Below are 26,469 nucleotides of genomic sequence, written 5' to 3'. Positions count from 1 at the left end.
TATGAGCGACTCCCACACGACATCCGAGACCGAACCTGAATCTGACGACGAGTACACCTCGCTGGCAATCGAGGGCGAACTCCCCCTGAAGGCAGTAGGGATTGAGAATCTCAAGGAAGCGAATCCGAAGCACATGCCGCCGCACCGGTACATCCACCCGTGGTTCGCTCGCCGCCCCACCCCTGCGGCTCGTCTGGCGATTCTTGGATCGGTAATGGAGGAGGGAACGAGTGCGGATGAACTGCTGTCGCTGATGCAGATCGGGCCAGACGGTCTAGAAGAGAACATCAGCGAGTACGTTCAAGAGCGCAAGACGACTGAAGGACAACGTGACGGGACACTCGGCGAGTGGTACGGCTATCCGAGACCGTTTACGCAGTCTCCGACCGAAGACGAGCTGGCAGATCTACATACCTCGTTGCGAGAGACCTGGGATGGTGAATTACCGACTGTTCTAGATGCGACTGCTGGTGGCGGAGTGATTCCCTTCGAGTCCATCCGCTACGGCTTGCCCACCATCGCGAACGAGCTGAATCCCGTCCCGTCGATGATTCTGAAGGTGATGTTGGAGTACGCGCCTGAGGTCGGGTCGCTCGAAGATGAACTCTACCAATGGCGCGACCAAATCCAAAAGAAGGCGAGCGAGGAGCTCGACGATCTGTACCCTACGAAGCGGGAGGGTCGTGAAGTGCTGGCGTCAGCCTGTACGTACCACATTCAGTGTGAGTCCTGTGCTGGGACGGTCCCGTTGGTACCGAAGTGGTGGCTCCACAAGCGTAGCGCCGGCGAAGGCGTCGCGATCAAGCCGGATTACGAAAACGGAGATGTGTCATATGAGTGTGTAGAACTTGCAAAGAACTCCGATTCTAGTTTTGACCCATCTGATGGACCGGTTTCAAGGTCAGACGTGGAATGTCCTCACTGTGGAGTAGTTACAGAGTACGAGGAGGTGCGCGATTTGTTAAAGAACGATGAGTTTGAGTATCAAATCTACGGAGTGAAGTACGACGATCCACGTGGAGGATCCGGCTACCGTGCTGGTGAGGAAATGGACCAGCAAGCGCTCAAGCGTGCCGAAGAGCGTATAGAATCCGACTTCGATCTCCTCACTTTCCTTCCGGAGAAAGTCGAAGTGAGCAGTCGAATCACTGACCCAGCTACTTATGGAATGGAAGAATGGCGAGATCTCTATAGTCCCCGACAGCTGGTCTCCCATTACGAGTACTGCCAAGCATTCCACGATACTGCTGATGAAATCCGCGCGGAACACGACGATCTGACCGCGGAAGCCATCCTCACCATCCTCACAGTGGCCGCGAGCAAAATGGTGGATTACAACTCCCGACTATCCTCGTGGCATACTGGAAAAGGATATCCAAATCCGATCTTCGTTGGGAGCAACTTCTCGTTCTGTCGAATCTTCTGCGACAACAACCTCGCAGCGGACACTATGGGGTACAACGATATGTCCCGGAAGGTCATCGACTCATACGAAGAACTCGCGGCGATGATTACCGGTCAGGATGCAGCGGACCTCTACTGTGGGGATGCAGCAGACCTCTCTTCGAAGGTTGGAGAAAACGAAGTCCAGGCGGCAGTGGTGGATCCGCCGTACTATGACAGCATCATGTACGCACAGCTGTCCGACGTATTCTACACGATGCAAAAAGCCTACCTCAGCGATGTCCACCCAGACCTCTACGCATCTGAGCTCACAAATAAATCCGATGAGGCCGTGGCGAACCCTTCGCGGTTCGAAGGTCTAGAAGGTGAGAAGTCCAAGAAGGAACTTGCAAAAGATGACTACGAAGAGAAGATGGCTGACATTTTCTCTGATCTCTACAAGAGTCTCGAACCGGGTGGCGTCTTAACGATCATGTTCACGCACAAGGAGACCGATGCTTGGGACACACTCTCTACATCGCTGATCGAATCCGGATTCACCATCACGGCTACGCACCCGATAACGAGCGAAATGCCGGTTAGGGCGGGGAAGCGAGAAACACAAAGCGCGGACAGCACCATCCTGCTTACTGGGCGAAAGCCTACGCAGGAAGATAATTCAGCTGTCGAGGCCACGTTGTGGGAAGACGTGAAGTCGCAGACCCGCGAAGCCGCAAAAGGAGCTGCGCGAGACTTGTTGGATTCTGGATTGAGCCTCACCAAGACAGATACTATAATTGCAGCGTTCGGTCCGACGCTACGTGTGTTCGCAGACAACTACCCTGTTGTAGACAAGAAAGGAGATGAAGTTCCGCCACGCGATGCTCTCACTGCTGCCCGTGACGCTGTTGCTGAAGTCCTCTCAGAACGTTATCTGGAAACTAAAGGTTTTGACGACCTTGACGGACTCACCCGGTGGTACGTCCTCTCGTGGCTCATCTACGACTCCGATACAATGCCATACGACGAAGCTCGTCAGCTTGGCATCGGTGTTGGTGTCAATATCGATGACGTGAAACGCGACACAAAGATCTGGGGGAAAAGTAGTGGTGATGTCCAACTCAAAACGCATAGCCACCGCGTGCAGGACATCGTCCGTGTCGAAAATGGAGAGGATGTCTCCAGTCGGAAGTATCCGGTTGACCCGACTAGTGAACGGTTCAGTTATGGAATCGATGCAGTACACTCTGCCATTCACGTCTACGAAACCAAAGGTCCAGAAGCTGCCTGGGAGTGGCTATCCGATCGCGGCCTGAAGAATGACGAGCGATTCCGTACCTCCGTCACCGCTCTCCTCGAGGTACTCCCCCCAGAACACGAAACTGCGGAAACCCTTCGCGATATACTCTCGGGGCGCACGGGCGAATACCTCGATATCGACATCAGCAATATCAATCTCAACGTTCGAGGAGAGGACGACGAAGATAATCAGGCAGCACTCAACGAGTTCGAATAAATGACCCTCAGGGACGTCTCGTGGGAGCCGGTGTACGAGAGCGAGTTCCGGACCAACCGGACGCTCATGGAGACGTTCTACCGGCCATTCCTCAACGAAGTCATCCGCTACGACCGGCTCGCCGGCTATCTGAGTCTGCGTAGTCTGGCACACGCTCTCGAAGGGGTTGACTCCCTCCTCGAGACTGATGGAACAGTACGTGTCATCGCTGGAGCCGACCTCCAGAAGCGCGAGAAGGGAGCGATGTTCCCTGACGCAGATGAACCCCTGGAACCGTGGGTTGAGTCCCAGCTCACCATCATCGCGACCCTCCTCGACCGCGGCGACCTCCAAATCAAGGTCGGCGACCCCAAAGGCGGTGACGGACTCTTCCACCCGAAGCTCGGCATCGGTGTCGATCGCGAGGGCAACAAGATCAGCTTCGAGGGGAGTATCAACGAGACGCTCAGTGCGTGGCAGTACAACTACGAACGCTTCAAAGTTCATCGCTCCTGGAGCCGCGGCGAGGCGAAGTATGTCGAGGAAGACGTCTCGACGTTCAACGCACTCTGGAACGGCTTCCACCCCTCCGTCGATGTCTTCGAGCTCGACGAAGCTGCACGCCAGGACCTCATCGACTGGAAGGACACCGATGGAACGCTCGAGGAACACGTCGAGCGAGTCCAGAATCACGACCCCCAGACGACGGTGCCCGAAGACGATACCGCTGGTGTCGTCTCGGTCGCCGGACGAACACCGGGAGGAATCCATCTCGCAGAGGAAATCAGTACTGTCACGCCCTGGCCCCATCAGCGAACGATCTCCGATACCGCTGTCAGTATCTATCCGAACAACCTCCTGTTCTGTGACGAGGTGGGGCTCGGCAAAACCATCGAAGCAGGCCTGACCCTCTCACGGCTAATGCAGGTCGGAGAGGCTGAGCAGGCGCTGTTTCTGGTTCCTGCAGGGTTGGTACAGCAGTGGCAGAACGAACTCCTCGACCGCTTCAATATCCACGCCTACTATCACGAACGATCCTACGACGGCGATTACATGATCGGTCCTCTCGGAGACGCAGAGGATCACCGTATCCCCACATCCGGAGCGGTCGACGCTGATGCCTGGGAGAACACGCCGATTGGTTCGTTCGTTACGGAGAGAGATGAGCCAACCGTCGTAATCGAGTCGTGGCATACCGCCCGCCGAGAAGGTAATCAGGCACACGTCGCCCCACGCATCGACGAGAGCGTGTGGGACCTCACAGTCGTCGACGAGGCACACAGTGCTCGCGAGGAGACGAAACTCTACGACCTGCTCGGACAGGCCGAAGAGGCCTCCCGGTGTCTATACGCTCTCACGGCGACTCCCATGCAGTTGAATGTTGGCGAGCTCTACGATCTCCTTCGACTATGCGATCTCCCAGAGGGTTGGGACGACAAGGACCGATTCGTCGAGTTCTTCGAAACACGGCAAGCACTCGAAGATAGCCTCAGTACCGTCGGCTCTCGCTATCAGAATGTAGCTGATGGACAGCAACAGGTTCTCCAACAGTTCCAGAAAGAGCTCGATCTGGAGGAGGACGAAGGCCGACCAAGAATTGAACGGTTCGGGAAACTCATTCACGAACATCTCACGTCGAATCCTGGCTACGACGAGCAGGCGAAGGCGCTAGTCGAGGTGACGGACACAGAGTCGATTCAACAGCGGAAAGCCCTCGAGAAACTCGTCGGAGTGCGCGAAACCTCACCTCGCTTTGACGATCCGCGCTCGCTCATTTTCGACTGTGGGCCAACGGAGTGGAGCGCACTTGTGGAAGCTTCTCAGTGGTCGACACCGGTTCAGTCCCGCATCTTCCGGAATACTCGAGCGGTCTTGGAGCAGTGTCAGGATCTAGGGCTCCTCGACGATACGGTTCCGACCCGGGATGTCGAGACAAAACGGATCGAACTGGGTGACGCAGCCCCGTTGTACGACCAGGTAGAGCAGTATATTGATGAGACGTATAAGCAGTCGCAGAAAGTCCTGACAGGAAAAGAGAAGCTCGCATTAGGCTTCGTGATGACCACGTATCGTCAGCGCCTGACGAGCAGTCTCCACGCCATCAAGCAGAGCCTCCAGCGCCGGATGGAGAAGCTCGACGAGAAGGTTGAGGACATGACCGAGGAGGTCTCCGAGCTTAGTAGGGACGCCGGAGTGACGGAAGCGACCATCGACGAAGCGATCGGCCAAGCATCCCTCGACGCCTATCAGCCAAGTAGTCGTGGTGCCGCCGACGTGATTCAGGCGGAGCGGACGGCCCTCCAAGAGTTCGTGGACGATCTCAGGCAAGCCCACACCGACCCGAAGGTAGCGCAGCTGCGCCGCGACATTCGCTCACTCCGTCAGAGCGCCCGTGATAACATTATCATCTTCACGCAATATCACGACACCCTCGAGCATATCCGTGAGACGCTGACAGACACGCATCCAAACGTCGGTACGTACAGTGGTGGTGGCGGGATGCAGTACGACGAAACTACCGGAGAGTGGGTGAACGTCGGTAAAGAGGCGATCAAGCGCGATTTCACTGACGGCGATACCAATATCCTGATCTGTACAGACAGCGCGAGTGAGGGGCTGAACCTCCAAACTGCGGATGCGCTGATCAATTTCGATTTACCGTGGAATCCGATGCGGGTTGAACAACGCATCGGTCGAATCGACCGTATCGGCCAGAAGAACGAGGTCGTGAAGATCATCAACTACGCCTACAAGGACAGCATCGACGGCGACATCTACGAGGAACTGGAGGGACGGTTACAGCTGTTCGAGAACGTGGTTGGGCCGATGCGTCCGGTACTGAACAGCATCGAGCAGGACATCAAAGACGCCGTTATGGGTAGTTCCGGGTCGGATGACACCAGAGAGCCTAGTGAGCTAGTCGTCGAAGAAGCGGACTCACGGGCAAAACGTGCCCAGGAGAAAGCCGAGGAGACCGGGCTAGCAGGTGAGCCAGAAGAGGTATCGACGAAAGAGGCGATAATCGAGAGTTCCGGACTTGACGGGTGGGAACCCTATTGCTATCCCGCATTCGATGATATCGGGACCGGTGATCGGTCGTATGAACCGTTGGTGAGCTTAGAGACGATTGAGACACAGCTTACGCAAAGCGACCGTCTCGAAGAGACAGAATGGTCGTTTACTGCCCTCCGGAACCATGACCGCGCCGACGACTTCGAAGATATCGTCGACGATGCATACGTTCTGGAACTGCCGGAGGAGGATGCAGTAGCAATGCCGGATTCGCTCAGAGAGACAGCTCAGGCAGAGCTTGGAGGGGGTAGCGGTGTTGTTGTGACGTTCAACCCAGAGATTGCTGAGCAGTTCCCGTCGATTCGGCTGCTCCTACCTGGGGATCCACTATTCGAAGCACTCGTCCGCGAAGCTGCCCCAGCAGAAGTCGATAATGTGGAGTTCGTCTGTGGTCAGCGTGGAGAGAGTGGATCGTCTGTGACCCGAAGTAGTCAGGTCGCCGAAGCCAAACAAGCGACTGTTGTAGAACCAGCTGTAACGAGTGAGAGTGTGAAAAATCTCCTCGGTGGGACGAACTCGGTCTCAGATATCGACGATGCAGAGCAGACTGTCCTGAACTGGTTATCCCAACTTCCAGCTGCAGAGTAGAGACACTTTCCAGAAGCAGAGGGCTTTCCGGAAGTTCCCGGAAGGACGAATCTTCCACAAACAAAACTGCCGGACGTCACCGTGATTGAGGTAGCTATGAAGCCGTCAAATGGAGTGATTCCGGAAGCAACCCGGTCACGTTTTTAGTACTAGCCAGAAAACCAGTCTATCAAGCAAAGATGATTCGCGATGCTCGCGTTCTCCGCGCCGGGTTTGTTCCTCGGGAAGTTGAGCATCGCGACGCCGAGGTCAACCACCTCTCCAGCGTTCTCGAGCCCATTACGAACGGTGAACCCGCCGACACGGCCATCGTCACCGGACCCAGCGGCGCCGGCAAGACGTGCATCTCGAAGTTCGTCACCGAACGACTCCGGGAAGAGGTCCTCGACGTCGAGACCACCTACGTCAACTGCTGGCGCAACTACACCCGATTCCGGACGCTCTACCAGATCCTCGACGACCTCGGCGCGACTATCGACATCCACCGGCAGTCGACGCCCCACGACGAACTCGTCGACCGGCTCCAACAACACGACGGTCCGCGAACCGTCGTCATCCTCGACGAGGTCGACCAGCTCGAGGACCCAAGCGTCATCTACGACCTCCACAGCCTCCCGCAGTTCGCGATCATCTGCATCGCGAACAAGGAAGAGGAGCTGTTCAGCCGCGTCGACGACCGCCTCGTGAGTCGACTCCGCTCCAGCGAACACGTCCGGATGGACAAGTATCACGACGAGCAACTGTACGACATCCTGAGTGCGCGGGCGAAGTGGGGCCTCGACGAAGACGTCATCGCAGACGACCAGCTTTATCGAATCGCCGACGCGGCCGCCGGCGACGCCCGCCTCGCAATCGGCATCCTTCGAACGGCCGCCGGAAAGGCCGATCGCGAGAACCACGAGCGCATCACCGACGACATTCTCCTGGACGCCGCCGAGGATGCTCGGGCCCAAATCAAGCAGAAGAGCCTCGACTCGCTCACCCCCCATCAACGGGTTGTCTACGACATCGTTCGCGAACACGGCCCGGTCGGGCCGAGCGAGATTCACGAGCTCTATACCGAGGACGTCGATGACCCACGGACGAAACGGACTATCCGCACGTACCTCTCGAAGATGGAACAGTACAATCTCCTCGAGGCAGAGGGGACGAGTCGGGATCGAGAGTACTCACTCGTCGATTCGGCAGCGGCGTCGCCGATGCAGTGACCGTTACGCCGTCAGCTATCCCGAACTATACTCACTGAGACCCGATTGCTCGTGGTCCAGCGGCTCGATGACCTGGGGGTCGTCGTTGCCGGGGTTGTTTACTCGCGTCGAGATCTCGTAAGCGTCTAGATCGTCCTTCGGATACGGCTTGCACAGTTCCTTGCGGGTGTCCGGGTCTGCAGCGAGCCAGTCGGACTCCGCGTCCTGCGGGAGGACGACCGGCATCCGGTCGTGGATTGAGTTCATCAGGTCGTTCGGCTTCGTCGTCAGAATCGTGACGCACGAGATCGTCTCGTCGTCGCCCTCCCAGACGTCCCAGAGGCCGGCCATCGCGAAGGCAGGGTCGTCTTCGCGGTAAATCCGGTAGGGCTGTTTCGACCCGCCGTTCGGTGACCTCCACTCGTAGAACCCCGACGAGAGGACAAGACAGGGACGTGATTCCCACGCCCGCTCGAAGACGCGTTTCTCGTCGGCAGTCTCGGAGCGAGCGTTGATGATGCCCTCTTCGGGTTCGTCCGCCCAGAACGGAATCAGTCCCCAGTGGTAGGCGTCGATCTCATCGGAAGCCTCGTTCGTGACGATGTGGAGGTCGTCGCCAGGCGCAATGTTGTATCGGGGTGTGTACCCGCCGTCCGTGACGACCTCGGCGTCGAAGCGGGCCTCAAGGTCGGCCTGGTCGATGAAGAGCGAGTTCCGGCCACACATACATCCTGATTCGACCGGGAGATTATTCAACGTGTCTGGATGTCCGAAAGCCCGGACTCGTTCGATTAGAGCTCGGTCGGGGGCAGCAGCTCACAGAGGACAGCTGCTTGGTCAAGAAGTGCGTCGAAGAGTCGTTCCGTCGGCCGATACAGCGCATGAAGTTCATCGACAGTATAGGTCGTTTTCTCATCGTCGTTGTGAGAGAGAAATCCACTTTCGAGAAGCGGGGCAAGGGTAGTATCTAGCGCAGCACCAGACCGTCCGGATTCGACTTCGAATGTGTGTCGAGAGAATTCAGGAAGGCACCGCGTACAACAGCTTAGGACGTGAGCACGTCGACCGGCGAATAACTCGTTGAGAGAGGTTCGATGAGTTCGAGTCCAATAGTCGTCGAGCTTGACGTATGTACGGACGATCGGGGACATATCGTTGAGCGATCCATTGGCGTGAATGATCCCGAGATCGTTGAGTGCGTGTCGGTCTTGGATGACCAATGACTCTCCCAGTGGGTGGAGAACAGTTTGGAGAGCATCGTGAAACCGCGAGGTGAGGAATTCTCCCGCGACAACGTGAGAGTTCCCGATGTTTCGAGTCGGGTGGATTGCTTCGTGATGATTCGGATCTCGGTGATCGACGTAGGTTCGTGGATAGCTCATAGAGCACCGCATACAACGCAGTGTTGAGCATTAACATTCCGAGCGAGAGAATCTGAGTCGACAGCTGTGGTCTATTAACCAACACCCTGATGCAAAGCGCAGATCTGTTGGTTAACAATAGGTAGGTTTTGATTCAGGAAATGGTCTCGGAAACAGCCTCTACATAGAGAATTCACGGGACTGTACCGTGATTGGATACGATCCATCTGTATTCCCTGAAACGTGGAAGTGACACGCCGCGGCTTATCGGGATTGTGGACATCCAATCAAGTATGCCTGACCAATCGACAGCTCCCTCGAACCGTCTTGCGGTGAACCAGCCGACGCGGGGGGCAGACCGGAATCGGTCCCTTGCTGACCAGGCCGATCCGGCTACGGACGAGATGCTGTTGCCGCAGCTTGACGACGGCATCACGCTGCTCGACGTCGAAGGAGGCCGCGGCGTCCCAATCCTGCAGTCGCTCGTGCTCGACCACCTCCTCCTACACGACGGACCCGCCTTCTGGGTAGACGCAAACGGGCACGCAACGACGACGACACTCGCCCAGATCGCGCCCAGTCAACGGTTGCCCAACCGAATCCACGTGGCACGCGGATTTACCGCCTACCAGCACTACGGCGCGGTCTGTGATCTTCCGACAGCGGTGAACAAGTCGATCCAGATGTCCACCGCCAATGCCGGGGCGGGCGGTCGAGGGGCGCCAGGTCGTGACGAGGACACGTCGCCTCAAACCCCCGCCCTCATCGTCGCGCCGGCCGTCGACACCCAGTACCGCGCCGACGATGCCCTCGGCGGGACCCACGCGAAAACCCTCCAAGCCCGAACTCTCGCCCGGTTGGCGACCTACGCCGATGGGTACGATATCCCGGTGCTCGTTACGCGAAACGAACGAAACGAATTCACCGAGCCAGTCGCGACGGTTGCCGACCACCACCTGAAGTGCGAGCAGACCTGGATGGGGCCGAGGATCCTCGGCGAAGACTTCGAGACGCTCGTCTATCCCGTCGATGACGGCGCGTACTACCAGACGACGTTCGCGTACTGGCGGCAGCTGCTCGCGGCACGCGCCACGCAGGTCGGCGTGGAACCGACGACGCCGGCGCCGTCGACGCCGACTCCGGAGGGTGTCGGAACGGGCGTCACCGCTGACGGTGAGACGGTCGCGGCCACCGCAGATCCCTTGCTCGATGCGTGGACGGCGAGTGGTACAGGAGGCCGATAGCGATGGGGCGTACGAACCCAACCTACCGAGATGCGCTCCGGGCCATCGAAGAGCGCTGGGCGGAGTTCCGGCGGGCACTGCGGCGTCGCGACCAGCCGCGCTTCGACCGGCTGTTCGAGTACGCCCGCGAGCACGCCGACGCGAGCGGGCTGTTGAACCACCAGAACCCGCTGCTGCCGGCGCTACTCAGCATCGATCTCGAACAGGAGGCCCGCCTTGACGACCACGAAGAGCGCCTCAAGGAGCTCGAAGCCGCAGTCACAACGAGCGATGACCAAGAGAGCGCCCCATCGGACCCGAACCCGTGACGATGCCGTTCAGTATCGATTTTCTGGACGACGGGCGCGTCATAGAGTGGGAGGCAACTGCCGACGGCGCCGTCGCGACCGAGCGCGATGACTACACCCCACGCTTCTACGTCGCCGTTCGCGACCCAGCGACCGACCTCGATCTCACGACCCTCCAGTCAGTGTACGACCAGCACCCGGACGTCGTCGCGACCGAGATGGTTGCGCGACGCCCCGGCTTTCGACGAGACGAGGAGGCCGTTCTCGCAGTCGACGTTGCCCACATCGATCGCGTCACTCCACTCGCCCGGCAAGCGCGCCAGCTGTCGGCCTATCCAGTCGGGGATCTCGCCTGTTTCAACGTGGACTTTTCGCGAGAGTTTCGGTACTGTCTGGAGACCGGCGCCGATCCGACGCCGGCGAGCGAGCTGTCGATGCTTCGGCTCAGCGTCCCGGTGACCGAAACGAGCAACGATGTCTACGAGGAACTGTCCGTCGCCGGCGACACCGTCACCGGCTCGCCGACGGATATCCTGACCGCCGTCCAGGGGGCGCTCGACGCACACGATCCGGACGTCCTGGTCTGCTCGACGAGCGAGATCGTCCCGACCCTGTACGAGATGGCGACGGACGCCGGCGTCGACGACTTCTCGCTGAGTCGGTGGCCGGACGTCGACTACCAGCAGCTCGCGAGCCGGTCGACGTACTCGAGCTATGGTCGCGTCGGCCACTCGCCGGCACGGTACAACGTGCCCGGCCGGGCGATCATCGACGAATCGAACACGTTCTTCTACGGGGAGACGAACCTCGAGGGCGTCCTCGACCTCGTGTCGCGCTCGAACAAGCCCGTCCAGGAGCTCGCGTGGGCGTCGATCGGGAACGTCCTCACTGCCATCCAGATCTGTGAGGCCCACGACCGCGGTGTCCTCGTGCCGTGGAACTCGTGGCGCCACGAGTTCTACAAGCCAATGGGGACGCTCCACGACGCCGACCGCGGCGGCTTCATCTTCGCACCCGAGGTCGGCCTCCACGAGAACGTCCACGAACTCGACTTCTCCTCGTTGTATCCGAACATCATCTGTACCCGGAACGTCTCGCCGGACGTCATCCGGTGTAGCTGCCACAGCGACCGCGACGACGTCCCCGGCCTCGGATACTCGATCTGCGACGACCGGGGCTACCTCGTCGACGTGCTACAGCCGATCATCGACGCTCGCGACGAGATCAAGGCGGCCATCCGTCGCGAGAAGGAACGGGACGACCCCGACGAGGACCGGCTGGCGGAACTCGAGGGACGGTCGGGAGCGCTGAAGTGGATCCTCGTCGCCTGCTTCGGCTATCAGGGGTTCAGCAACGCGAAGTTCGGTCGCATCGAGTGCCACGAGGCGATCAACGCGTTCGCTCGCGAAATTCTGCTGACGGCGAAACAGCGACTGGAAGCTGGCGGCTGGCGGGTCGTCCACGGCATCGTCGACTCCATCTGGGTGACCCCGGACCCCGACGTCGACGACGAGGACCGCGAGGACTTCGAGACGCTCGCGACGGAGATCACGGAACGCGTCGAGATTCGGCTCGAACACGAAGCTCAGTACGACTGGGTGGCGTTCGTCCCGCAGCGCGAGAGCGACGCCGGCGCGCTGACGAAGTACTTCGGCAAGGTCGCCGGCGACGACGACTTCAAGGTCAGAGGCATCGAAGCCCGGCAGCGCTCAACCCCGCCGTTCATCGAGGACGTCCAGCGGGACTGTCTCGACCGTCTCGATGCGACTCAATCTCCGGACACCGTACTCGACTGTCTCCAGGACGCAATCAAGCGCCTCCACGCTGGGACGGTGCCGGTCGAGCAGCTCGTCGAACGGAATCGTGTCTCCAAGCCGCTGGAAGGATACACGCAGAACACGCAGAACGTGGCGGCGCTGAAGCGGGCTCGGAACCAGGACCTCGCTATCCACCCGGGACAGGACATCGAGTACGTGGTCGTCAACGACGAGAAGAGCTCGCGAGAGCGGGTCGCGTTGGCCCACGAAGAGGTAGAGTCGTACGATGCGTCGTACTACGAGACACAACTCGTCAGAGCTGTCGAGAGTGTGCTGTCACCGCTTGGCTGGGATCGGACGGAGATTCAACGCGAGATCGCGGAAATTCGGGAAACGGACTTGACCGCCTTCACTGAGATTGGAAGAAGTTAACCAACACTATCGAAGTATCGGGAGGTTTGTTGGTTAATGCTGAGCGCTCTTATGTAGAACTGCGGAAAGCCCCGATAACGAGACAATCAATGGTTGAATCGACGGATTCGCCAGCCAGAGTGAGTGACCGAACGATGCCGAAAGTGTGAGCGGCCTGTTCCAAGCCCTGCTTGGACAGGCCGCGAAACTTCCGCAGCCACGGCTGGACGAGCGAAAACAGGCACTCTGCTTGGTTAATATGGACGCCGTCAGGCGATACGTATCTCTCTTTGTGGACGACTGTCCGGTGGTCACGCTTCATTTCTCGATACGCCTGGAGTCCGTCGGTCCAGACCTCTCCCAACGGCTGGGAGAGGTCTTCAGTCTCCTGAATTACTGGTTCCAGATCGCCTTCATAGTTGATGCCCAGCTGGCCGCGAATCACCCGAAGCGAGTCGCGGCACGCCGCGACGAGCGTCAGTTGATCACCATGCCGTCCTCGCCAGCGTGAGCGCCCTCTCTGAGACGAGCCGCCGCGAGAACGGCTGTTCCGCGGCGGCTCTTGGCCTTTGTAGCCCGAACAGACTCTACCAGACTCGTCGACTTGCGTCGGGCCATCGATGGTCTGGTCAAGCAGCTTCCAGACAACGGGGAAGCCGCGATGGATCGCGGCTTCCACCTCCCGAATCGCCGTGTGAACGGTTTTGTAGGCTCGACCGAGCAACGGCGCGATCTGGTTGATACTGAGCAACGTATCGACGTAGAGCGTGAACGCGAGAAGTACCTCGCCGCAGGTGAGGTGCTTCTCGTGGAACGGCGTTCCGTAGGTGTATACCGGCTTAAAGTTGCAGCCTCGGCACCACACGCGGTCGAGATGCGGCCACGTTTGAATGGCGGTGTGCCCGCACCGTGGACAAGATGTGTTCTCCCAGAAGTCCTTGAGTCGCCGCTCGATGCCCGCATCGAGCGGCTCCGTGTTGATCTCGACGACGCCCAACTCGATCAGCTCTCGAAACATCGCGCCGAACGCCGGCTGAGCAGAAGACATACTCCTAGATTATGCCTGGGCACAGTGTAACTACAGGGTCTTTCCGTAGCTCTACACAAGAGCGATACGAGAGCAGCTGATGTCCTACGAACCACCGACCCCATCAGCGAACCTCCCAACGGAGATAGTCAACACGCTCAACGAGTCCACTCCGGAGCACCTCCGTGACGTTGCCACGTACGCCGAAGAGCTAGCCGAACACAAGGAACGTAAGGCCTGTCTTGAGGAGGAGGGAGACCAAGACGAGATGGAGGAACGACCAGAGGACCTACCAGACGATGTCCCCTCAAAAGCGACGATCACGATCAAGGAAATCAACGACAACCGCTACTATTACTGGCAGTGGAGAGAAGGAGACAAGATCAAGTCCAAATACAAAGCGCCAGTTAGCCCCGACGAGTAGAAATGATTGTCGAGCAGCGTTCGAAACATATCGATAGAGGAGTATTCGATAAATAGTCAAACAAAGGCTTGTTGTGAAGCCGCCAGCCGATCTCGAATTTTCTCTATCCATTTCTCCTTACTTTCCGATTTCTCGAATCATGGTTGCATATCCCTGGATGAGCTCAATCTGATACTACCCTTGTGCGAGGTCCTATGAGAAGGAGGCTTAGATATTACCAAATAGAGGTTCGAGTACGATGTTACTCTAACAACGGAAGTGGTGGGGTTGGTAGTATATAAATAACGGAAGACAACGGAAGCAGCGGAACCAAAGGTTAAGGGGGTTGACTGAGACACCCCACTCAATGAGCAATTTCAGTTTCGAACCAACCGGCCGGATCTTCAAGGAGCGTGAAGCTCTCCTCGAGGAGTGGACACCAGAAACACTCGTCGGCCGTGATCAGGAACTGGAACAGTACCACGCGGCGCTCCAGCCAGTGATCGAAAGTGAAACACCCTCTAATATTTTTCTCTATGGCAAGAGCGGTGTCGGGAAAACGGCCGCCACTCGATTTCTACTAGATCAACTCAAAGAGAGTGCAGCCAACGTTGACCATCTTGATCTTCATACCGTCGAAATTAATTGTGACGGACTCAATTCTAGCTATCAGACGGCCGTCGCTCTTGTGAATGAACTTCGCAATCCTGCAAACCAGATTTCGAATACGGGCTATCCACAAGCCTCTGTCTATCAGTTCCTCTTTGACGAAATCGACGATCTAGGCGGCACCATTCTCATTGTCCTTGACGAAGTCGACCATATCGAAGACGATAGTCTTCTCTATAAACTGCCCCGAGCGCGATCAAACGGTGATATTTCGAATGCTAAACTTGGAGTGATTGGAATCTCGAATGACTTGAGCTTCCGGAACCAACTCAGTTCGAAGGTTCGCTCTAGTCTCTGCGAGAAAGAGGTTTCATTCAGCGCCTACAATGCGATGGAATTGACCAAGGTTCTGCGACAACGAGAATCCGTGGCCTTCCACGATGACGTCCTCGAAAACGGTGTCATCGAAATGTGTGCAGCATACGGTGCGAAAGATTCTGGGGACGCACGGCAGGCGCTTGACCTCCTGCTCGAGAGCGGTGATATCGCTAGAGAACGGAAGGCTGATCGTGTTAAAGAAGATTACGTCCAAGAAGCCCGTGAACGATTGCAGACTGACCAGATTATCGAAGGAATCAGCAACTACTCGTTGCATGGTCAGCTCGTACTATGGGCACTGACGGTACTCCAAGAGCAGGGCGAGACGCCGGCCCGGACGCGGGAAATCCGAGGACCCTACGAGATGTTGTGTGAGCAGGAAGGGAACAATCCTGTTTCTGACCGAGCAGTTCGTGAATATCTTGCTGAACTCGAGACACTAGGGATTATCAAGTCAACCGAGATCAATCGTGGGAAGGGTGGTGGAAAGTACAAAAAACACGAGTTGAATCAATCGACTTCGAGTGTGAGAGCGGGACTCGAGGAGTTGATGGGGACAGCTCCCTGAAGTGTCACCCCACTACTTCCGTTGTTATCCAATACTATTTAGATAGGTTACATATGGACTTACCCCACTGGTTCCGCTGTTATCAAAAGGGTGGGGTTAGGTGGGGGGGTTAGCCCCCACCCCACTACTTCCGCTGTTAGCATTCTAATCAACCGCTGAGGAACTGCTTTTCTGCCTTTTACTTTTCTAGGTCTCTAGAATAGAGTTAAGTATAGGCACTAAAAACAGTATCCGTAGGCTGTTCAACACTAAACAACAAATCACCCTCCTCACATGGAGGGTGATGCCATTGTTCAATCGCTAACAGCGGAAGTAGTGGGGTGGGTGGGTAATTCTACGATATTAACGAGGCTGCTGTGAAGGCCGTCAATTCTAGTTCTCGAGTCTCAGCAAGTTCCGTTGGATATCTGTTCGATCCCAACCTAACGGCAGCAGTACTCTCTCAACTGCACAGATAAGTTGCGTCTCGTAGTATGTTGGATCGTACGATTCAGGATCTTCAGGACTAGTGCCACCCTGTCTCACGATGTCTTCTTGAACTCATCCTCACCAGCGACCTTCCCGAAGTACTTCGTCAAGGCATCAGCGTCACATTCGCGCTGGGGGACGAACCCAGTCGTAAGTAGCCTCATGTTCGAGGTGGATTCCGTGAACAACCTGCCAGCCGCCAGCTTCTAGCCGTTGCTTCGCTTCAAGCAGTATTTCGCGAGCATACGCGTTGATCGCCTCGTGGCACTCGATTCGCTCGAATTTCGCGTTGCTGAACCCTTGATAGTCGAAGCAAGCAACGAGAATCCACTTCAGCGCACCTGACTGCCTCTCGAGTTCCGCCAGTCGTTCCTCGTCGGGGTCCTCACGCTGCTGTTCGCGACGGATAGCCGCCTTGATCTCGTCGCGAGCGTCGATGATGGGTTGGAGGATGTCGACAAGGTAGTCGCCCTCGTCACAGATGGAGTACCCGAGTCTGGGGATGTCGTCGCGGTCGCTATGGCAGTCACACCGGATAACGTCGGGCGAGACGTTCCGAAGTGACTTCTCTCGCGTTGGTGCCATCTAGATAGGAAAACGATTGTGAAATTGTTTAGAAGGCGAGCAAACGAGATCTTGATACGGAGTATTTTGTATATACTTCACCTGTTCACGAACTCATCTAACAAAGATTTAACCGACATCGGTGACCTTCTTCATGTGTGTCATTTCCCCGCGCCAAATCGCCACTCCAACTCTACGACGAAGTCAAATCGTACGACCGGGTGATCACCCCGGACGGACCGCTTGCGAGTGCCCTCAACCGCCAACTCGATCGTTCGCATCTCGGTCCGTTCGCGATTCCACCACGCCGGCTTGCAGTTGGTCGACGCCAAGAGTCTGAGGATCGTCTCGCCTTCCTCGGCATGCTTGATCACGAGGACTTCTCCTGGAAGCGTTGTGCCTACGCGGTTGGGAATATCCTCCAGTGTTGGGAACACCGAGGGTCACACGACGCAATCTTCGAGTACGACAGCTACGTCGACGACGCCACCGAACGAGCTGTGGAGCGAATCGCGGAACTCGAGACCGCCTCGATGAAACTCACGAACGAGACCATCGATCCGGATCTCGACGTGGTCGTCGTTGAGCCGGCGATGCTCACCCAACTCGAACGAGCGTATCTGCCCGTCGAGTACGACACGGTCGACCTTTTCACTGATACGGAGCTCGATCTCCCGCCATTCCGTATACACGATTCGCCGACGGAGATCGTAGAGACCGTCGTCGATTCCGTGGATGACGAGAACGCTGATAACGTCGGGATTGTTCTCGACCAGGAAAGCGAGTACTCACCGCTTATTGAGTCCGCCCTCGAAGCGGCCGATATCCCGTTTTTCGGCGGGCCGGGTTTCACAGATCGCAGCGAACATCGCTTGTTCCTCCACCTCCTCCGGACCGCCCACCGGGGGACTGATACCCGAATAAGCGAGATCCGGTCGCTATTGACGGTCTTCGATTGTGACGTCAATGACGCTGACACAGACAAGCGACTGCACGAGTTTGACGATGGAGATCTCAAGTGGCTGATCGAGTTCTGTCATGGTGTCCAAGAATACACGTTCTCGGACGCCCTTTCAGTGTTTGAACGCCACGCCAATGACACGCTTGACGCCTTCCGTGAGGAACTGGAGACACTCACTATTGCCGACGAATCCGTTACGGAAGCGCGCCTCGATGATTTGTCGTTCTATCTCCAGACCTACGAGGTGCCGGTCGACCGAGAGAATGAGGGCGTCCTGCTCGCCGACGCGAAATCGGCGTCGTACGTGGGTCGTGAGGTTGTCTTCTACCTGGGGCTCGACGACCGCTGGACCCACTCGGCACCACGTCGTCCGTGGGTCGACCAGGACGCCCAGTTTACACGGAACCTCAAGAGCTTCCAGCTGCTGTTACAGAGCGGCAGCCAGCAACACTATCTCGTCCAAGACGCGACCGGCGGGTCATCCGTTACGCCGTGCCTGTACTTCGAAGAGCTCCTCGAACCGGAGTACGACCGTTTCTCCGATCTGTGTTCGACAAATCATCAGATCCAAACCGCAGCACGTGCTGGTGACGGATTCGAGAACGAACCCGTCGGCGTGACTTCCGACCCGATCGAGACGATCAGCAAGTCGAGTCTCAACACCTACGTGAACTCCCCACGGGACTATTACTTCAGCCGGATCGTCGACGATCCGGAGAAGGCGTATCTCACCGAGGGCAACCTGCTCCACGACTTCGCGGAGTTCTACGTCAACCATCCGGACGCGGTTGACGAAGAGACACTATCGGAGGTCGTCGACCTCATGCTCGAGGAAGTCCGTCCGCTGGTTCGCTCCGTCGACGAACGGACCCGGCGCACTGAATATCGTGCGAGCCTCGAAACAATCGTCTCATATCTTGACGCGAACCAGCCGACTGAGGGCGCGTTTCTGACGCCGTCCAGTGGAGGTGACAATGCCGTCGCCGCTGACTTTGGTCGGGATGTCGACTCCCCCGTGACTGAACGCCGGTTTACTGACGAAGAACTGGGCATCAACGGAATGATCGACCTCGTTCAGTCGGATCGAGACCTACTCGACTACAAGAGCGGCAGCGAGAGCAGCGCCACCTCGATTGTCAAACACGCTGCGATCGACGAGCCGACAGACGAGCCTAACTTTCAGGCGTTGCTTTATCTCACCTATTGGCGATCACAGACGCCGGGTGAGAAACTCTCGTTCACGTTCTTCTACGTTACTGAACTCGTCGACGACGTGATCGCTGGCGACACCAATGTCGACGACGCACTGACGACTGTAACATACTACCCCGAATCGCTCACCGAGCACGTGCAACGTGAGGAGTTCTTCGAGTATCTCCGTAAGGAGGGGGCACAGAAGTGCCAGAAGATCCTCTCGAAGATTGACTATCAGACATACGACGCGCTCTTCGACGCTGCGCCGCTCGTCGAGACGACCGACAGCGACGAACTCATCGAGTCCGAGTTCGGACAGACGATGATCAATCGGCTCGAAGCGGAGATTGGCAAGTACAAGTACGTGACAACAGGGAGTAAGCAGGTGATGCGAGCAATCGTTGACCGGCAGAAGGGTGCATTCTTCAAACGTGATCTCGATGCGTTCGAATCTTTTGTCGACGAGCGACTGGTGGAACTCAATCGGCGCCGCACTGGCGACGAGGCGTTCCCAATCGAGGGGCTCACCGGCGAGCCAAACTACCGATGGGTTGACAACCGAGATCTCCTCCTGGAGGGTGAACAATGAGCGGCGTCGACCCGAACCCGGAGCAACGCGAACTCATCGTGGCGATTGACGGGCTCTATCTCGTCGATGCGGGTGCTGGCACCGGGAAGACGTTCACAGTTACCCGGCGATACGCCAATATCGTGGCCCAAGATGGCGTTGATCCTGAAGACGTGCTGTTGGTGACCTTTACGAACAACGCGGCCGAGGAGATGCGAGAACGAATTGTGCGTCACAGTGAGTACGGGATGCGGGAACTCGCGAACGCGCCGATCCAGACGTTCCACTCACTGTCACACGACCTGCTCGACGAATACGGACACGATGCACCGACATCCCTTGGGATTGATGAGACAATCACTGGCTCGACACGGATTATCGAGGACGAAATCATCGAACAGGCGCTGTTTCGTGAGTTCATCGGCCAGTTCATCGACAATCACCCGGAGTATGACGAGTTCTTCACGGCACTATCGGAGACATCTGAGCTGCTCGACCTGATCAAGGAGCTGTCCGCAAAGGGTGTGTTCCCCACTGCGGATGGCTGGTACCGGAACGGCGAGTCACATCTCGACGGGAACTTCGAGGCGTTCGAGACGCTGTTCACTGACCGGAATGAACCACGGAACGGCGGGAGCAAGCAATCGAAGCTTCGAAAGAAGCTCTATCAGTATGGTGAAGACAAGACGTACCTCCCGGAGGCGCCCACAAAGTGGGACATCCGCGGCGATGGCAAGCAAGTCCCGGCAAATCTCACTGAACGCGTCTTTGAGGAGGACAGAACGGCACTCAAGCGGTTCGTCCACGACGTATATCACGACTATCTCGAGTTCGCGCTCCGGCGGAACTACCTGAACTTCGGGTTCCTCCAGCTGTTCGCGTTCGTGCTTCTGTGTGAAGATCACGACCTCCGAGAACAGCTAGGGTACGAGTACGTGATGGTCGACGAGTTCCAAGATTCCAGTGAGATCCAGTTCAAACTCACGCTGCTGCTCGCCGGCACGAACAACATCTGCGTGGTCGGCGACTGGAAACAGAGCATCTACAGTTTCCAGTACGCGGATGTCGATAACATCCGCGAGTTCGACGATCGGCTCGAACGATTTGCCACGGAGCTGAATCGGGACGCAGATCGAGTCATGTTCCCGACGACGCCGATCAATGACAAGCAACTGATGCGGAATTACCGATCGACGCAGTCCATCTTGGACTTCTCTACCCACGCGCTGACTGCCCGTGCGACAAAGAACGAATCGCTGGATACAGAGGCTATCTCCGAGCAGGTTACACCACTGACTGCCGATACAGACCGAGACGATAGCTACATCGAGGCGCTCACGAGTGAGGACGAACACGAGGCCATTCTCGCGAAGATCGACGCGATCGTCGACAACGACGCCTACGCCGTCGAAGGTGATGACGGTACGTATCGCGCTCCGGAGTACGGCGACATCGCCGTGTTGACGCGAACCCGTGATTTCGGCCGGGATCTGCTCGATACAGCGAGTAAGTTCCGTCTGCCGATGGCCTACGAGGGTGGGATCGAGGTCTTCCGGACCGACGCCGCGAAGCTGGTGTTAGCGTGGTTGCGTATCCTCGAACGCGACGCCAAACGCGGGTGGGCGCTGGTCCTCGAAGAGGCTGGCTACACGATCGACGAGGCGAAGGCGATCATCGAGCGTGAGGCGTACCCCGAAGCCATGGTCGCCTTCCGAGAAGATCTCCGAGAGATGGAGACGTTCGGTGGCGTCGCCCGGCGCGTGTTCGAACAGTACGGCCGTTCCGGGCCGACCGCAGACGTCGTTCTCGACACTATCCAGTCGGTTCACGGGACGACGACGTTCACCCGTGGAGAGCTAATCCGATTCATCGAGGAGGCGATTGCTGATGGGAGCATACACGACGTCGACGCCGGGGCTGGGACGAATGCGGTGACTGTCCAGACGATCCACGCAACGAAGGGGCTCGAATACCCGATCGTCATTCTGGCGAATATGAACGCCAACAAGTTCCCGTCTTCCGGTGGCAGCGGCAGCGATATCGCGTATACCGACCCGATTGGTCTCCGACAGCAGAAGGTGTACTCAGAGGAGGCACACGATGTCCCCCATGTCTACGACAGCTGGAAGACAGACGTTCTCAATCGCTGTCTCCCTCAGAACTACGATGAGGAACGTCGTCTCCTCTATGTGGCTGTTACGCGTGCTGAGAGTCACCTCGTTTTGACCGGTGGCGCTGACCCGAATTCGTTCCTCGATGCACTCCCCGTTGCTGTCGAAGAAGTCGATCCCGATTTATCTGCGTTCAATCCGGAAGACGGCGAGTATTCACCGTATTCGGTCGACATTCCCGAGCCTGATGGCCCGGCGAGCTACTCACCGCACACCTTCATCGATGACGCCGTCTTCGAAGGGAATACCGGCGGCCGGGGAATGGAGTTCGGGTCAGACGTCCACGAGTTTGCGGAACGGTATGTCCTCGGTGAGGCAGTCGAAACCGGCGATAACCCTGACAAGGAGCACGTGAAGGCGTTACTCGACTCACTCGATGGTGAGGCGAGAGCCGAGATCGATGCGTTTCTTCCACTTACCGTCGACGGCGAGAAGGTAACGATCGGCGGCATCATCGATTTGCTCCACGTGACAGCTGACCGTGTTGAGATCATTGACTACAAAACCGATCTCACAACGCACGCAGAAGATGAATACCGGAAACAGCTCAGTATCTACTACCATGTCGTCGCCGACCAATATCCCGATCGGTCGGTCACTGCGTCTATCTTCTACACCGATGATGGCACTCAGCACAATATTACCCCTCTCGATAAGGCGGCTCTTCGAGAGCTTGTGCTAACACATAGTGTTTAAATTACTTGCCTCGTGGGTACTGAGCACTAGACACTCAATGGTCGAAATTCCCAACTCCCTTCGCTCTCTGTTCAGTGCTCCAATTAAAGAGCAGGATGGGACGTACATAGTGGAAGTTCCCTCGAGGGAAGTAGATCGTGAAGCGTTGTCAGCTGACGAAACGTATCGCGTAGCGATTCTGCAATCTCCAGTCTCGACGGAGTCGTCAGTACAACAGGAGTCACAGAGAGCACCTACTCATGAGACTGCGAGCCATTCTCCCTCCGAACCCCCCGTTGAGGAAGGCGAAGTACGTGATGTGACCATCGAGACAGTCGGCGATCAGGGCGATGGTATCGCAAAAGTCGAACGTGGTTACGTCGTGATCGTCCCCGAAGCTCAACCCGGTGACGAGCCAACCATCGAAATCGAACAAGTTCAAGAGAATGTTGCGTTTGCGAGCATCGCCGATAGCGATCCGCGGACGGTCTAACTGTTCTCGCTGAGCCAGCTTTCTTCTCGGTAAACCATCGGTGTGAGAAGGCTCCGTTCGAGTTAGTCTGTTGAGGCGGTTCTGAAAGATACGTCTTTTCCACCGTTCGTGATGGCACAACCTTCCAAGACCGAAATTCATTCTATGACAAAGGAACCAATTGAGGTACTCGACTGCCTGGCCGACCAGGTTGCCGATGAGTTCGAGGCGTATAGACAGCCGGGCGATTTCAAGGATGTCTCACTCGTGATTGAGAACAGTGACGCGGAGCATCCGACGTTGATCGTCCACGTCGACAGAGAGGATGCAGAATGACCATGGAGGCGCACCCGTAGGCGTGTGCTTGAACAGCGGGACACTGAACGTGAATGGAGGCTATCCTCCTGCCGAAGATTCGGCCAGAACGGGAGTCCACGCTGAAAGCCCACGGCTTTAGCCGTAGGTTAGCTTACGTCTGTGCCCGTTCACTCTCTTGATACGTGACGCCGAGGTCAAGGTCTTCATACATCCGGTCGAGCATCGCCAGCGCCGACTGGAATTGGGCGTAGTTCTCACGCATATACTCGATCGTCTCAGCTCTCGGGATCACTGGGTACCCTTCGACATGATTGATGTCGAGTGACGGGCGTGGCTCAAGGACGATCTGTAGCGGTCCGTCCAACTCGTCTCGGGGCTGTCGCTCGAATGCGGTCGGGAGATCGAACGACTCGAAAAATGCCTCCCAGGCGTCGACGTCCTGCTCACGAATAGCGAGGAACAGCGGATAGTCGTTGGGCTCGCGACCGACTTGGTAGCCGCCCTGGGTCCATACGTAGACGGCGTCGATCCGCGTGAAGGCGAACGGCCAGTCACTAAACTGTGGGAGGACGTACGCCTCCTCAATCGAAGGCGGACTGACGCCGGCGCTGGTAGCGACGAGCTCGCGTGCGGCGTCCCTCACGCGCTCGTCGACGACGGAGAGGCCGTCATCATAGCTGACGTAGCCTGCGTCTTCGAGACGGTTCACGGCCTGCCTCACCGTCTCGTACGGCGTGTGAAGGTGTTGTGCGACACGGCGGATGGAGTCTCCACTCTCGATGGCGAGGATGACCCGTGCCGCCGTGTCGTCGAGCACCTCGTACATTTGGTAGTTACCAATATTCCGGGAACAGTAAAAAGACTTACTAGACTGGTTGGGTATCCTCAGCCACGGTTGAGGGGCTTCTCTCCGATTAATCAGTTGCGTTGAATCACTAGACAGCGTCGGTGAATGTCAGTCAATCGAAGGAGTTGGAGCAGGAGACTTCTGTTGTTCATGATCTAAATCTCCCGCTTCACCGATCGTTGCGTCTCGAAATCATGAAACAAAGAGATACAGCAATCACGTCGACAGACACTGGACCAACTCGGTTCCTGAACCGAGGGGATACTAAATGACTGACTGAGATGAGTGTCGGATACCAACATGTTCAGGACCCACTCGCGATCGGGGTAGAATATTCTGATCGGTGGACATTCGAGATGCCGGATTCATCCAACCGCTATGATGTGCTGAATGAAAGCAGTGCGTGGCCATCGTGTCTGCCGGTCAGGTCGGGACGACTCTCCACGGTGTTGCTACCCGATCGCGACCGTAGCAGGCGATGGCCGTTCCTGAAAGACAGTTTTGTCGACTTGGTGTCGTCTCTGGAACAGTGATCTATAACAGAATACTGTCATAGATAACTGTTACAGATGTGTGTTACAGATATCTGTTACAGACATGTGTCACAGATACTTTTCACAGACTGGTTATTGGGACAAAAACGCAGCAGTGCAGCATGTACAGAAACCTGTTACAGATATCTGTTACAGAATACTACTTCAGACATCTGTAACGTATCTCTGGAACAGATTTATGTAATAGATGACTGTACGGTCTGTATATGATAACTGTAGTCGTGTACTCCGAATCGGGCGGCACCTTCAAAACCACCACAACTGCGAATCTCGCAGTCAGTCTCGTCCGGATGGGGCTGGACGTCTGCGTGATCGATCTCGACCCACAGGAGGGCAACCTGACGAGTCTGTTCAATGTCGGGGAACACCGCAGTGATCCGGAGGCTGATAACCTCGTCAAGCACATCCTCGAGATGCCGGACGGTGATTTTGAGGACCTCATCGAAACGTCGGACGAAGGCGTCGACGTGATCCCAAGCCACGACATGCTCGGTGACTTCACATCGAATCTCGAGCAGAAGATCGCCTACGAAACGGGCATGAAGAACATGAGCAAAGAGGAGTTCCCGCGGTTTGAACTCCTCTATGATCTCCTCTGGAACGAACAGGAACTGCATGAGGATTACGATGCCGTCCTCATCGACCCGAACGCTCGAGCGGAGGACCTGCTGTACAACTCGATCTATGCCATGCGGACGCTGGTTGCTCCGGTCAAACCAGCCGGCAAAGGAAATCTGAGTCTCGACGGCCTCGACGAACTCGTCGGTAACATGGAGCGCAAACTGGACATCGAGGTCGGCCTCTCCTGTGTCGTTCCCTCCGGTGTCGGCCAGACAAACGCTCACCAGCAGTATTCCAAGCAGTTCAAGAACACCGACGAGTTCGCGACGCCGATTGCAATCCCCGATCGGGAGAGTTTGATGGATACGATGTGGGAAGCGCGGGGTTCGGCGTACAAGGTCCTCGAGGAGCGCTGGAAAACCTTCGAAGAAGACGGCGAAATGGTCAGCAGTCCCGGTGAACGAAGCGTCCGTGACCGTGAACTCGAGACGATCCGAGACATACACGAGCTCGGCGTGTTCGTCGCGACGGATACGTTCGACGCTCAAATTAATCCCGAACTCGTCCTCGATATTCAGGGCCGCGGAGAGGAACGCTTTGATTTCCGAGATGCCACTGAAACCGAGGTGGCGTCCCAATGAAAGACGGCTCTGGGAATCTCGATTTCGGCGACAGTGATAGCAGTGAGGAGGAGGAGTCAACCGAATCCAAACCGCCAGGTGGACCGATCGACGATAGTCAACCGGATCGTGGCCGATCGGGATCGTCGTCAATTCGATCGGAGTCGAAGCCCGATCAGCCTGGCACATCGTCGACGTCGACCAACGAGTCAGAGCAGGACAAGCACAAGTATCCGTATTTCGTCCGTCGAAGCAAGGTCCTCGACGAGCGAGACGAACGAATTGAGGCTCATCTTCGGGAAGTCGTCACCGACCAGGAGTCGGACTTCCGAAGTGAACTCGCCGACGAACTCGAGACAAACGGTAACATTCCAAAATCAGACGCACGCGAATTCGCACTCTTGTATGCGTTTGAAAATCCGGAGGGCGTCGCGGAGTTGATGCGAGAGGAAGGCTTCGGCGAACTCGAGTAGTCAATATCTGCTGCTGCTTGATCGATTATACAGCGTTGGGGAGTGGTTTGTAGAGTACTTCTCAAATCCGGCTTAGAATCAGAATTAAGTGAGTAATAGTGATGGTTCCTGTATGGCAAATATCGCAGTCGCGGGGTTTCGACTTCTCTTGGGTCTGTTTATCTTAGCCACTGTACTGTTTCGGAGAGGAGAAACCTTTTGATCCTATGGACCCAGCCCCGATGCCCTAGTGGTGCCAGAGGAACTCGCCAGT

At 56.9% G+C, this 26,469-nt stretch carries 17 protein-coding genes and 1 pseudogene; 14 read left to right on the top strand and 4 right to left on the bottom strand.

Translation table 11 applies throughout. From position 1 onward, the window contains the following. Position 1 precedes the first annotated feature (1 nt). The 3 genes from FEJ81_RS19870 to FEJ81_RS19860 all read left to right on the top strand — a co-directional run bounded on the left by FEJ81_RS19870 (position 2) and on the right by FEJ81_RS19860 (position 7,746). Entirely contained in the window at positions 2 to 2,899 is a 2,898-nt protein-coding gene (locus FEJ81_RS19870; RefSeq protein WP_138246999.1) for a DUF1156 domain-containing protein, read from the top strand. Then, positions 2,900 to 6,538: a DEAD/DEAH box helicase gene (locus tag FEJ81_RS19865; RefSeq protein WP_138246998.1), complete on the top strand. Its 3,639-nt coding sequence runs from the start codon at positions 2,900 to 2,902 to the stop codon at positions 6,536 to 6,538. 179 nt (positions 6,539 to 6,717) lie between these two features. Beyond that, positions 6,718 to 7,746 (top strand): Cdc6/Cdc18 family protein, encoded by a 1,029-nt coding sequence (locus FEJ81_RS19860; RefSeq protein ID WP_138246997.1) that lies wholly within the window; start codon positions 6,718 to 6,720, stop codon positions 7,744 to 7,746. Positions 7,747 to 7,761: 15 nt separating this feature from the next. Here FEJ81_RS19860 and FEJ81_RS19855 read toward each other — a convergent pair whose 3' ends face one another. After that, complete coding sequence (locus tag FEJ81_RS19855) at positions 7,762 to 8,451, bottom strand: SOS response-associated peptidase (protein ID WP_138246996.1); 690 nt, start codon at positions 8,449 to 8,451, stop codon at positions 7,762 to 7,764. Between the two features lie 1,039 nt (positions 8,452 to 9,490). Between FEJ81_RS19855 and FEJ81_RS19845 the strand changes: the two genes are divergently transcribed. From FEJ81_RS19845 to FEJ81_RS19835, 3 genes are read left to right on the top strand one after another with little or no spacing between them, the layout of a single operon-like run. Continuing rightward, positions 9,491 to 10,330, top strand: coding sequence for a hypothetical protein (locus FEJ81_RS19845; protein WP_138247171.1), 840 nt, complete (start codon positions 9,491 to 9,493; stop codon positions 10,328 to 10,330). 2 nt (positions 10,331 to 10,332) lie between these two features. Then, a complete protein-coding gene (locus FEJ81_RS19840) occupies positions 10,333 to 10,638 on the top strand; it encodes a hypothetical protein (protein WP_138246994.1) in 306 nt (101 codons plus the stop codon). A 2-nt stretch (positions 10,639 to 10,640) separates the two neighbouring features. Next, positions 10,641 to 12,806, top strand: coding sequence for a type B DNA-directed DNA polymerase (locus FEJ81_RS19835; RefSeq protein WP_175416501.1), 2,166 nt, complete (start codon positions 10,641 to 10,643; stop codon positions 12,804 to 12,806). Positions 12,807 to 12,855: 49 nt separating this feature from the next. On the opposite strand, the gene FEJ81_RS19830 is transcribed toward FEJ81_RS19835, so the two are convergent. Next, complete coding sequence (locus tag FEJ81_RS19830) at positions 12,856 to 13,833, bottom strand: IS1595 family transposase (protein ID WP_138246837.1); 978 nt, start codon at positions 13,831 to 13,833, stop codon at positions 12,856 to 12,858. A gap of 278 nt (positions 13,834 to 14,111) precedes the next feature. Between FEJ81_RS19830 and FEJ81_RS24450 the strand changes: the two genes are divergently transcribed. Then, the gene (locus tag FEJ81_RS24450; protein ID WP_394349668.1) at positions 14,112 to 14,273 is read left to right on the top strand and encodes a hypothetical protein; all 162 of its coding nucleotides are present in this window, start codon (positions 14,112 to 14,114) and stop codon (positions 14,271 to 14,273) included. A 309-nt stretch (positions 14,274 to 14,582) separates the two neighbouring features. Further along, complete coding sequence (locus FEJ81_RS19820; protein WP_138246991.1) at positions 14,583 to 15,770, top strand: orc1/cdc6 family replication initiation protein; 1,188 nt, start codon at positions 14,583 to 14,585, stop codon at positions 15,768 to 15,770. A 334-nt stretch (positions 15,771 to 16,104) separates the two neighbouring features. Here FEJ81_RS19820 and FEJ81_RS19815 read toward each other — a convergent pair. Next, positions 16,105 to 16,796: pseudogene (locus FEJ81_RS19815) on the bottom strand (hypothetical protein); the annotation flags it as partial. Positions 16,797 to 16,960: 164 nt separating this feature from the next. Between FEJ81_RS19815 and FEJ81_RS19810 the strand changes: the two are divergent. From FEJ81_RS19810 to FEJ81_RS23465, 4 genes are all read left to right on the top strand, one after another. After that, positions 16,961 to 19,546 carry a PD-(D/E)XK nuclease family protein gene (locus tag FEJ81_RS19810; protein ID WP_138246990.1) on the top strand — a complete coding sequence of 862 codons (2,586 nt, stop codon included), beginning with the start codon at positions 16,961 to 16,963 and terminating at the stop codon, positions 19,544 to 19,546. Further along, positions 19,543 to 22,392, top strand: coding sequence for a UvrD-helicase domain-containing protein (locus FEJ81_RS19805; protein WP_138246989.1), 2,850 nt, complete (start codon positions 19,543 to 19,545; stop codon positions 22,390 to 22,392). Before FEJ81_RS19810 ends, FEJ81_RS19805 begins: the two co-directional genes overlap by 4 nt. 37 nt (positions 22,393 to 22,429) lie before the next feature. Further along, on the top strand, positions 22,430 to 22,864 hold the full coding sequence (locus FEJ81_RS19800; protein WP_138246988.1) for a TRAM domain-containing protein: 435 nt from the start codon (positions 22,430 to 22,432) through the stop codon (positions 22,862 to 22,864). 144 nt (positions 22,865 to 23,008) lie between these two features. Next, positions 23,009 to 23,179, top strand: a complete 171-nt coding sequence (locus FEJ81_RS23465) for a hypothetical protein (RefSeq protein ID WP_175416486.1) — start codon at positions 23,009 to 23,011, stop codon at positions 23,177 to 23,179. Between the two features lie 133 nt (positions 23,180 to 23,312). Here FEJ81_RS23465 and FEJ81_RS19795 read toward each other — a convergent pair whose 3' ends face one another. After that, complete coding sequence (locus FEJ81_RS19795; RefSeq protein WP_138246987.1) at positions 23,313 to 23,987, bottom strand: helix-turn-helix domain-containing protein; 675 nt, start codon at positions 23,985 to 23,987, stop codon at positions 23,313 to 23,315. Positions 23,988 to 24,768: 781 nt separating this feature from the next. On the opposite strand from FEJ81_RS19795, the gene FEJ81_RS19790 reads away from it, so the two are divergent. Both FEJ81_RS19790 and FEJ81_RS24445 read left to right on the top strand, forming a co-directional pair. Next, entirely contained in the window at positions 24,769 to 25,764 is a 996-nt protein-coding gene (locus FEJ81_RS19790) for a ParA family protein (protein ID WP_138246986.1), read from the top strand. Continuing rightward, entirely contained in the window at positions 25,761 to 26,216 is a 456-nt protein-coding gene (locus tag FEJ81_RS24445; RefSeq protein WP_138246985.1) for an acyl-CoA dehydrogenase, read from the top strand. Before FEJ81_RS19790 ends, FEJ81_RS24445 begins: the two co-directional genes overlap by 4 nt. Positions 26,217 to 26,469: the final 253 nt, after the last annotated feature.

Origin of the sequence: Natrinema versiforme (assembly GCF_005576615.1) — an archaeon.
In the GTDB taxonomy this organism is placed as follows: Archaea; Halobacteriota; Halobacteria; order Halobacteriales; family Natrialbaceae; genus Natrinema; species Natrinema versiforme_A.
This window is presented reverse-complemented; position numbering and strand designations above follow the sequence as displayed.